The following is an 8779-nucleotide window of genomic DNA, read 5'->3' as shown; positions in this document are numbered from 1 at the left end:
GCCGACATGGACGCGGCGGTGGCGGCCGCGCGGCGGGCCTTCGATGAGACCGACTGGTCCCGCCGGCCGGCTGCCGAGCGCGGCGAGTTGTGCGCGCGGTTGGCCGCGGCGATCGCAAAGCGCGCGCCGGAGCTCGCCGAGCTGATCACCGAGGAGATGGGCACCCCGCTGCTACAGGCGCAGCTCTACCAGGCGGTGGCCCCCTCGGTGAGCCTGAACTACTACGCGCGGCTGGCGAGCAGCTACCGCTTCGAGGAGATGCGGGTCAGCGACCTGTCCCCGCTCGCCGGAGGCGAGGGTGGGGCGAGCGCGATCCCGTTCGCCGGGAAGAGCCTCGTAGTCCAGGAGCCGGTCGGTGTGGTCGCCACCTTCGCCGCGTTCAACTTCGCCCTCGCCTGCGCCGCCCAGAAGGCGGCGCCGGCGCTCGTCGCGGGCTGCACCGTCGTGCTCAAGGCGCCGGAGCAGGACCCACTGTCGTCCTTCGTGCTCGCCGAGCTGGTGGACGAGGTGGGATTCCCGCCTGGCGTGCTGAACATCGTCGCGGCGGGACCGGAGTCCTCCGAGTACCTGGTCCGCCATCCCGGTGTGGACATGGTGAGTTTCACCGGTTCGACCACCGTCGGAAGGCGCATCGGCGAGATCTGCGGCTCGCAGGTCAAACGGGCCGTCCTCGAGTTGGGCGGCAAGTCCGCCGCGATCATCTGTTCGGACGCCGACCTCGGGCTGGCGGTCCCCGCACTGATCGGCAGCAGTGTCGCCATGAACACGGGCCAGGCCTGTGTCGCGATGAGCCGGATCCTCGCTCCCGCCGCCCGCTACGACGAGATCGCCAATCGGCTGGCGGCAGCAATCTCAAGCCTGAAGGTGGGGGACCCGATGGAACCCGACACGGCGATCGGCCCGCTGATCACGGCGGCGCATCGCGACCGGGTCGAGGGCCACATCGCCAGGGGCCTGGCCGAGGGCGCCACCGTACGCGTCGGCGGCGGCCGTCCCGCCCACCTACCGCGGGGCTGGTACGTCGAGCCGACGCTGCTCACGGACGTCCGCAACGACATGAGCGTCGCCCAGGAAGAGATCTTCGGCCCGGTTACCGCCCTCATCCGCTACGAAGATGAGGAGGATGCGATCCGGATCGCCAACGACAGCCGGTTCGGCCTGGCGGGCACCGTCTTCACCGCGGATGCCCTGCACGGTTTCGAGATCGCCCGGCGGATCCGTAGCGGGACGTTCTCGGTGAACACCTACGTCTGCGATCTCAACAGCCCGTTCGGCGGCTACAAGCAGTCCGGGATCGGGCGCGAGCACGGCATTACCGCCCTGACGGAATACCTGCAGACCAAGACCATCTCGGTCGATCCCGCCACCGATCTGCCGGCCGAGATCCTCGCCGCGGCGGAAAGCGTCCCGGCGCCCGTATAGCCGGCCCGGGGCGCGGCTGGCTTACCGGCTGCGCCGCGGTTGCGCAACACCATCGACTCCGGACCGGAGGAAACAGTGACAAACCAACAAAGGCGCGGGCGGGTCGAGGGCAAGGTCGCGTTCATCACGGGAGCCGCCCGAGGTCAGGGGCGTTCCCACGCGATCCGCCTGGCCGAGGAAGGCGCGGCTGTGATCGCCGTCGACCTCTCCGACACGGCCAGCAAGGACATCAGCCGATTCTCGCCGTACCCCATGGCCACCGAGGCCGACCTCGAGGAGACGGCGCGGCTGGTGACGGCGACCGGACGCGACATCCTCACCCGTCACGTCGACGTCCGCGACCAGGAATCCCTCGACGCCGCGGTCGCCGCCGGGAAGGAACGGTTCGGCCACATCGACATCGTGAGCGCCAACGCGGGCATCGGCGGCACCTACGCCACCGCCTGCGAGCTGACCAGGGAGAACTGGCAGGCCGTCATCGACGTCGACCTCACCGGCGTCTGGCAGACAGCCAAAGCGGCGACACCCGTGATGATTGAGCAGGGTAACGGCGGATCCATCATCATCACGACCTCGACGATGGGCCTGAAGGGCCTGCCCAACATGGTCGCCTACATCGCCGCCAAGCACGGCGCCGTCGGGGTCATGCGCGCGCTCACACACGAGCTGGGCCCGTTCTCGATCCGCGTCAACGCGATCGCGCCCTGCTCCGTCGACACCGACATGATCTTCAACGACGCGATCTACCAGCTGTTCCGCCCCGACCTCACCGCACCCACCAAGGAGGACACCATCGACGCCTTCCAAGCCATGAACATCATGCCAGTCCCCTGGAACGAGGCACGGGACATCTCCGAGGCGGTGCTCTGGCTGGCCTCCGACGAAGCACGCCACGTCACCGGCATCGTCCTGCCCGTCGACGCCGGACAACTCGCGAAATAACCACCACCCAAACCGAGCGTCCGCGTCGGCGACCGCATCCGCCGGGCGACAGGAAACCGGGGCCGGGCATCCGCGCTCGGCCCCGCCGGCGGTCCAACCGCCGGGGCTTCCAAAGCGCCTGACCAGTCACTTCGCTCGAAGCCTCCAGCCGGCGACTGGCCCTCGCGCATCCTCATCGTGGCGATCCACTGCGGCGATCCGCCGGAGCTTCCTCCGGAGCCGGTGGCGGCTCAGACCGCGGTGAACCCGCCGTCGACCATCACGGCGGAGCTGGTCATGAATGAGGAGTCGTCGGAGCACAGGAATGCGATCACCCCGGCAACCTCGGCAGGGTCCGCGCGACGGTTCATGGGTGCGGTGACTCTCGATACGGGCGGAGTAGCGGGTGGCCCGACGGCCGCGGTGCTGTGCGCCCGCAGGTTGGTGCCAATGTGGCCGGGGCACACGCAGTTGGCCCGGATGCCGCGGTCGGCGTACTCGGCGCCCACCGCCCTCGTGAACTGGAGCACGCCTCCCTTAGATGCGTCGTAGCAGGATGCCCAGCCGCCGGCGACCAACGAGGCGACGGACCCCACCGTCACGATGCTGCCGCCGCCGGCTGTCAATAGGTGGGGAAGGCAGTGTTTCACGGTGAGGAAGGTGCCCGTCAGGTTCACCCGCAGCATGAACTCCCACAGGTCGAGACTTGTCTCATGGGTCGCCGCCGAGTGCAGAAGTCCAGCGCACGCCACTACGGTGTCCAGACCGCCGAACTGCCCGGCGGCCGCGCGTACGGCCGCGGCAACGGACTGCTCGTCGGCGACGTCGGCCGGCAGGCCGACGGCGTGTCCGCCTCCACGCGCGACCTCCTCAGCGGCGGCCTCGGCAGACTCCGCGCGCAGGTCGGTCACGGCGACGGCGGCGCCTTCGGCCGCGAGACGGAGAACCGAGGCCCGGCCGATCCCGCTGCCTCCGCCGGTGACCAGCACCCGACGGCCGACGAGACGGGCCGGCACCTTGGACGCGGTCATGCCTCCAACATTATCATCATGAGGATTAAGAGGGAATTGCGGTCGTGTCGCCGTCACACCCGGGCCGGGTGGACCGGCGCGGCCGTCACCCCGACGGTCGTCCTATAGACGCTTCCGGTGTCCTCGGCGCCGGGGGCACTGCGGCCGGTGACCACGAAGAGGTCGTCGTGCCCACCCGCTCCTAGGCACAGGCTCAGCGGCTTGAGCGCCGGCATCGCGAGCCGCGCGCGGAGGTTGCCGTCCGGCGCGAAGCGCGCAACGCAGCCGCCGCGGTAGAACGCGACCCAGATGCAGCCCTCGGCGTCCACCGCGATCCCGTCCGGCAGCCCGGGCACGTCCTCGGTTGAGATCACGCCGGTCCGGACAGGCGTGACGCCCTCGTCGAACGAGAAGACGAGCAGCCGCCGCCGAAACGTGTCCGCCAGGTAGAGAACCGTGCCGTCCGGGGAGAGTGCGACGCCGTTGGGGTGGACGTCGTCATACACCACCTCGCAGGCGCGCTCGCCGGTTACCCGCACCAGTTCGCCGGGCTCCGGGTTCCCGCGCTCGTCCCGGCGGAGCACGCCCACGTAGATGCTGCCTTCGCCGTCGGCCGCCAAGTCGTTGAACGCGTAGGCCTCGCCGCCCCGGCCTGGGGGCAGGTCACCCAGACTCAGCAGCAGGCGTGTCCGCCCGGCAGCCACGTGGGACACGTCGGCGCCAGTGGCCACCAGCCCTCCTTGGGCGTGCAGGCAGGTACCGCCGACATCCGGGCGGTCGGGCACGACGACCTCGACCCGCCCGTCGGGCGACAGCCGGTGGATACCGCCGGCCCGCAGGTCGCTGAAGAACAGGGCACCGTCCGCGCTCATCGTTGGGCCCTCGAGGGACACGAAGCCGTCGGCAAGCAGCGTGAAGTCGGAGTCGGCGTGGCCTGTGCCCATGACGTCCCTCGGCATTGTCAGTAGGTGAGGAGGCCGGGGGTGGCGTCGAGGTGGTGAGTGTCGCCGAGGGACACCACCGCCCGGACCCCGTGCTGCCCGGCCAGCACGACGTTGACCGCGGTGTGGGCGGGGCGGAACCACATGTCGAACGGGATGCCGAGGTGGTGGGCGAGGTAGGCGTTGATGACGCCGCCGTGACAGGCGACCACCACCCGTTCGCCCTCGTGGCTGGCCGCGATCCCCTCGATCGCATTCACGACCCGCTTGCGGAAGTCGTGGCTGCTTTCGGAGTACGGGTAGACATCCCAGCGCTTCTCGAACATCATCCGCTCGCGCACGCCCGCCAGCAGCGTCCGGCCGAGGAACCTCTCCGGGCTCTGCTCGGGCGGGATGTCCCGGAACACCTCTACCTCGCGCAGATCGGCCATGACCACCGGCTGGGCGCCGTGGCGCTTCCCAATCGCCGTGGCCGTTCGATGCGCCCGCTGCAGCGCGCTGCTGTAGACCGCGTCGACCGGCTCCCGGGCCAGGCGTTCGGCCACGGAGGCCACCTGCCGATCGCCCACCTCGGACAGCGGAGGATCGAGGACGTCCCCGAACGGCCCGCCCGGCCGGCCGGGGACCTGTTGGCCGTGCCGGACCAGGACGAGCCGGGTGTGCGGCTGGCCGCCGGTGAGAAAGGCGTACTGAGAGTAGTCGAAGGCGCTGACGCTGCCGCTGGGTAACCGGGTCGCCGACATGGGCTGGACTCTAGCCTTTCGGCGCCGTATTCATCATGATACTTGTCGGGCCTATCCTGGCCGTCCGGGCGTCACCGGCCCGGTTGAGGGGAGATCACCGGTTGCCTGCCATCGACGACGTACACACTCGTGTCGAGATGTTCCTGCGGGCTCGTAGTGAGGATCGCGGCTCATTCCGGCTGACCGCCTGCGAACCCATCACGGGTGGTTACAGCCGGCTCATGTCCCGGGTCTGGGTCGAGGACTCGGGCGGCCGGCGGGGCTACGTGATGCGCGCCGACCCGCCGCCGGGCCAGTCGATCATCGATACCGACCGTCGCGCGGAATGGGCGCTGCTGTGCGCGCTGTGGGACGCGGGCACGGTGCCGCTTCCCGCGCCGCTCTTTTTCGACCCGACCGGGGACGAGGTGGGCAGCCCCGCAATCTTCACCGAGCTGGTGCCGGGCCCGTCGGTGCACAGCGCGGCGCTGACCCGGGACCGGTCGGAACACCTGGCGATGAGCGCGCAGCTGGCGGACGTCGCAGCCGCCATTCACACGTTCGAGCTCGGCGCCCTGCCGCCCGGCGTGGCGGTTCCCCCGTCGTGGGACGCCTACATCGACGCACGGATCCGGCAGTGGGTCGACGCGGAGCGGACATATCCAGGTGGCGACCCGTTCATGCGGATGATCGCGGCTTGGCTACCGAAGAACAAGCCGGCGCCGCTGCCACTGTCGCTGGTGCACGGGGACTTCCAGCCCACCAATGCGGTGGTGGACGTCGACGGGACCTACCGCATGGTCGACTGGGAGCTGGCACATGTAGGGGACCCTCGCGAGGACCTCGGGTGGATGGTGCTGTGCGGGGCGAACCAGCCACCGTGGCTCATCGCCGAGGACCCGGAAACCTTCTACGAGCGGTACCGCAAGGCGACGGGCTTCGGCGCCGATGAGGTCAACCCGGCGACCATCGCGTACTTCACCGTGCTTGGCGCGACCGACGTCTTCCTCGGTGAGATCGTCAGCTTGGCCGCCCTTATCCGCGGCGAGACGTCGAACATCAGCGTCGCTTACACGTCCTGCGCCGTGGCCGCCATGCACAACGTCTTCATGGAAGCGATCGCCACCCACACCGCCGGCACTGGAGAGGACGCATGATCTCCCAACCCACTACGGCGCGGCTCATCGAGGTGGCGTGCGATGAGCTGGAAGCGAAGGTGCGTCCGGCGGTCACCGAGCAGGTGGCGGAGATCGCGCTTGCCATGGCCATCTCGGTGCTGCGCTCGGCGGCCGTCCGCGCGGCCGACGAACTGGCCTGGATGCGCGAGGAGGCGGAGGCGATCGAGGCCGTTGCGCGGCTGCTGGTCGGGCGGCTGCCGGACGCCGGCGCGCTTGCTGACGCGTTGCGCTCCTACCAGGCGGCCAAGGGCAGCAGCGTGAGCGTCGTCGACGCGTACGCCGACTACGCCCGCGCCGGGGAGGTTCTGTCCCGGGCCGCCGAAGCGGCGTTCGAGCACGGCGATGCCGAGTGCCGGCGGGAGGTCCATCGGCTCTTCGAACAACGCCGACACCACGAGAACGCCGTCACCGGCGGGTTCAACGCCGTCGGACGCGCCTGACCGCACGGCGCGCATCATCAAAGAGGAACTCAGGAGACGTCCATGGGCGTGGTCGAGGGAAGGGTGGCTCTGGTCACCGGGGGAACGCGGGGCATCGGCCGTGGCATCGCCGAGGCCTTGCTGGCGGAGGGCGCCCGGGTCGTGGTCAACGGGCGAAGCGAACAGAAAGGCAGGCTCGCTCTCGAGGAGATCGGCGTACCGGAGCGGACGCACTTCCTCGCCGGCGACGTCCGGCGGAATGTCGACTGTGCGGCTCTCGTGCAGGGCACCGTCGAACGCTTCGGCGCAATCGACATCCTCGTCAACAACGCCGGCGGCGGCGGTCGTACCGCCACCGTCGCCGAGATGACCGACGAGGACTGGGACGAAAGCCTGGACTGGAACCTCAACCACCCCTTCTGGTGTACCCGCGCCGCGCTGCGGAACATGATCCCGAGGCGCTGGGGGCGCATCATCAACATGTCCTCGATGTACGGCAAGCTCCCGCTCGCCGGCTTCGCGCACTACGTGACCACCAAGCACGCGCTGAACGGGTTCACCAAAGCCGTGGCCCACGAGACGGGCACGCTGGGCATCACCTGCAACGCGCTGTGCCCGGGCGTCGTCCTCACCGACGTGTGGGCCGAGAACGGCCCCGCGTCCGCGACCGGCGCCGGCATGGCATACGACGATTACGTCTCGATGATCGTGTCCGGATCGGCTATCAAGCGCCCGAACACGGTGGACGAGGTCGCCGCCATGGCGGTGCTGCTGTGCTCGCCAGCGGGCGCTGGCATCACGGGGGCCTGCCTGTCGGTGGACGGCGGCGCCGCTCCCTACTGAAGCCCCACATCGATGGCGAACACGCGCCAGGAAGCGCGGGGGCCCGTCGCTCAGGGCGATGGCTGGTCGTACGCGCACGGCGTAGGAGGTTGGCCGGTACGGTCTCGCGGAGGGAGGTGAGGTGACCCGGCCTGACCAGGCCGTCGAGGTCTGTGAGCCGCAGGACGAAGTGGGCATGGTGCCGACGCGGCTCGGAAGAGTCGACGTCGCGGTCGTCTTCGACACGGCCGGACCGTTCGCGGTTCCGGCCGGGACCACCACAGCTCGTCAAAGCCTCCCGGCCGCCTCCAGCTGGCGGATCAGCTGCTCCCGGTGGTAGGACGAGTCGCCGAACATCAGCGCATTGCTCTTCGCCCGGCGGAAGTACAGGTGCGCGGAGTGCTCCCAGCTGAAGCCGATACCGCCGTGGATCTGGACGTTCTCGGCGGCCGCGAAATCGAAGCACTCCGAACAGCGGATCTTCGCGATGGAGGCGGCGACGGGCAGCTCGGGGTCCGAGGTCGCCGCCGCCCACAGCCCGTGGGCCAGCGCGGTCCGAGCGGCATCCAGCTCGAGCGCCATGTCCGCGCAGCGGTGCTTGATCGCCTGGAACTGCCCGATCGGACGCCCGAACTGCACCCGCGTCCTCGCGAACGCGACGGCCGTCTCCAGCACCCGCGCCGCGCCGCCTACCTGTTCGCAGGCCAGGGCGACGGCGGCCAGGTGGCCGAGGTGCTCGAGGGTCGGTCCGGCGCCGCCCTCCGGGCCGACGAGCCGGCCCGGCACGGAGTCCAGGTCGAGGCGCGCCTGGCTGCGGGTGAGGTCGAGTGTCGGCATCGCGCCGCGGGTCAGACCCGGCGCGGTTCCGTCGACCGCGAAGAGACTGACGGCGGATCCCGCGCCGTCGCCCGTCCGCGCGGCGACGAGCACGAGGTCGGCGATGTGTCCGTCGAGGACGAACATCTTCGTCCCGTGCAGCTCCCAGCCCGCCGCGCCGCGCGTCGCGGTCGCGGCGACATCGGCCGCATCCCAGCGCCCCGACTCCTCCACGACCGCCACGGTCGCGATGGTCTCCCCCGCGGCGATGCCAGGCAGATAATCCTTGCGGGCCGCCTCGTCGTCGATGTGCAGCAACGCGCCGGTCGCGAGCACGACGGTGGACAGGTACGGCGCGCACGTCAGGGTGCGCCCCATCTCCTCGAGGACCACGCCGACCTCGGCGAAGGTGGCGTCGCTGCCGCCGTGCTCGGCCGGGATGCACAGCCCGGTGAGGCCGAGCTCGCCGGCCAGCCTCGCCCACTGCCCCCGGTCGTAGCCCTCCGGCGTCTCCATCAGTCGCCGGAC

At 70.2% G+C, this 8779-nt stretch carries 9 protein-coding genes; 5 read left to right on the top strand and 4 right to left on the bottom strand.

Annotated elements, in window-relative coordinates:
* On the top strand, positions 1 to 1422 hold a 1422-nt coding region (locus QOZ89_RS46240), incomplete at its 5' end, for an aldehyde dehydrogenase family protein (protein ID WP_312630322.1).
* Between the two features lie 75 nt (positions 1423 to 1497).
* Positions 1498 to 2364 carry a mycofactocin-coupled SDR family oxidoreductase gene (locus QOZ89_RS46235; RefSeq protein ID WP_312630182.1) on the top strand — a complete coding sequence of 289 codons (867 nt, stop codon included), beginning with the start codon at positions 1498 to 1500 and terminating at the stop codon, positions 2362 to 2364.
* Between the two features lie 230 nt (positions 2365 to 2594).
* Here QOZ89_RS46235 and QOZ89_RS46230 read toward each other — a convergent pair whose 3' ends face one another.
* The 3 genes from QOZ89_RS46230 to QOZ89_RS46220 are packed head-to-tail and all read right to left on the bottom strand — an operon-like array spanning position 2595 to position 5037.
* On the bottom strand, positions 2595 to 3374 hold the full coding sequence (locus QOZ89_RS46230) for an SDR family NAD(P)-dependent oxidoreductase (RefSeq protein ID WP_071050877.1): 780 nt from the start codon (positions 3372 to 3374) through the stop codon (positions 2595 to 2597).
* Between the two features lie 53 nt (positions 3375 to 3427).
* A complete protein-coding gene (locus QOZ89_RS46225) occupies positions 3428 to 4297 on the bottom strand; it encodes an SMP-30/gluconolactonase/LRE family protein (RefSeq protein WP_157910559.1) in 870 nt (289 codons plus the stop codon).
* A 17-nt stretch (positions 4298 to 4314) separates the two neighbouring features.
* On the bottom strand, positions 4315 to 5037 hold the full coding sequence (locus QOZ89_RS46220; protein WP_071050879.1) for a histidine phosphatase family protein: 723 nt from the start codon (positions 5035 to 5037) through the stop codon (positions 4315 to 4317).
* Positions 5038 to 5138: 101 nt separating this feature from the next.
* Between QOZ89_RS46220 and QOZ89_RS46215 the strand changes: the two genes are divergently transcribed.
* From QOZ89_RS46215 to QOZ89_RS46205, 3 genes are read left to right on the top strand one after another with little or no spacing between them, the layout of a single operon-like run.
* Positions 5139 to 6173 carry a phosphotransferase family protein gene (locus QOZ89_RS46215; RefSeq protein WP_071050880.1) on the top strand — a complete coding sequence of 345 codons (1035 nt, stop codon included), beginning with the start codon at positions 5139 to 5141 and terminating at the stop codon, positions 6171 to 6173.
* A complete protein-coding gene (locus tag QOZ89_RS46210) occupies positions 6170 to 6634 on the top strand; it encodes a hypothetical protein (RefSeq protein WP_071050881.1) in 465 nt (154 codons plus the stop codon). The genes QOZ89_RS46215 and QOZ89_RS46210 overlap by 4 nt, the downstream gene beginning before the upstream one ends.
* A 42-nt stretch (positions 6635 to 6676) precedes the next feature.
* A complete protein-coding gene (locus QOZ89_RS46205) occupies positions 6677 to 7456 on the top strand; it encodes an SDR family NAD(P)-dependent oxidoreductase (protein ID WP_071050882.1) in 780 nt (259 codons plus the stop codon).
* Between the two features lie 267 nt (positions 7457 to 7723).
* On the opposite strand, the gene QOZ89_RS46200 is transcribed toward QOZ89_RS46205, so the two are convergent.
* Positions 7724 to 8779 (bottom strand): acyl-CoA dehydrogenase family protein (locus QOZ89_RS46200; RefSeq protein ID WP_312630321.1); only part of this gene is annotated, 1056 nt, incomplete at its 5' end.

The organism is Pseudofrankia coriaricola (assembly GCF_032027725.1).
Taxonomy (GTDB): Bacteria; Actinomycetota; Actinomycetes; order Frankiales; family Frankiaceae; genus Pseudofrankia.
The sequence above is the reverse complement of the archived record's forward strand: the minus strand, read 5'-3'. Positions and strand labels throughout refer to the sequence as shown.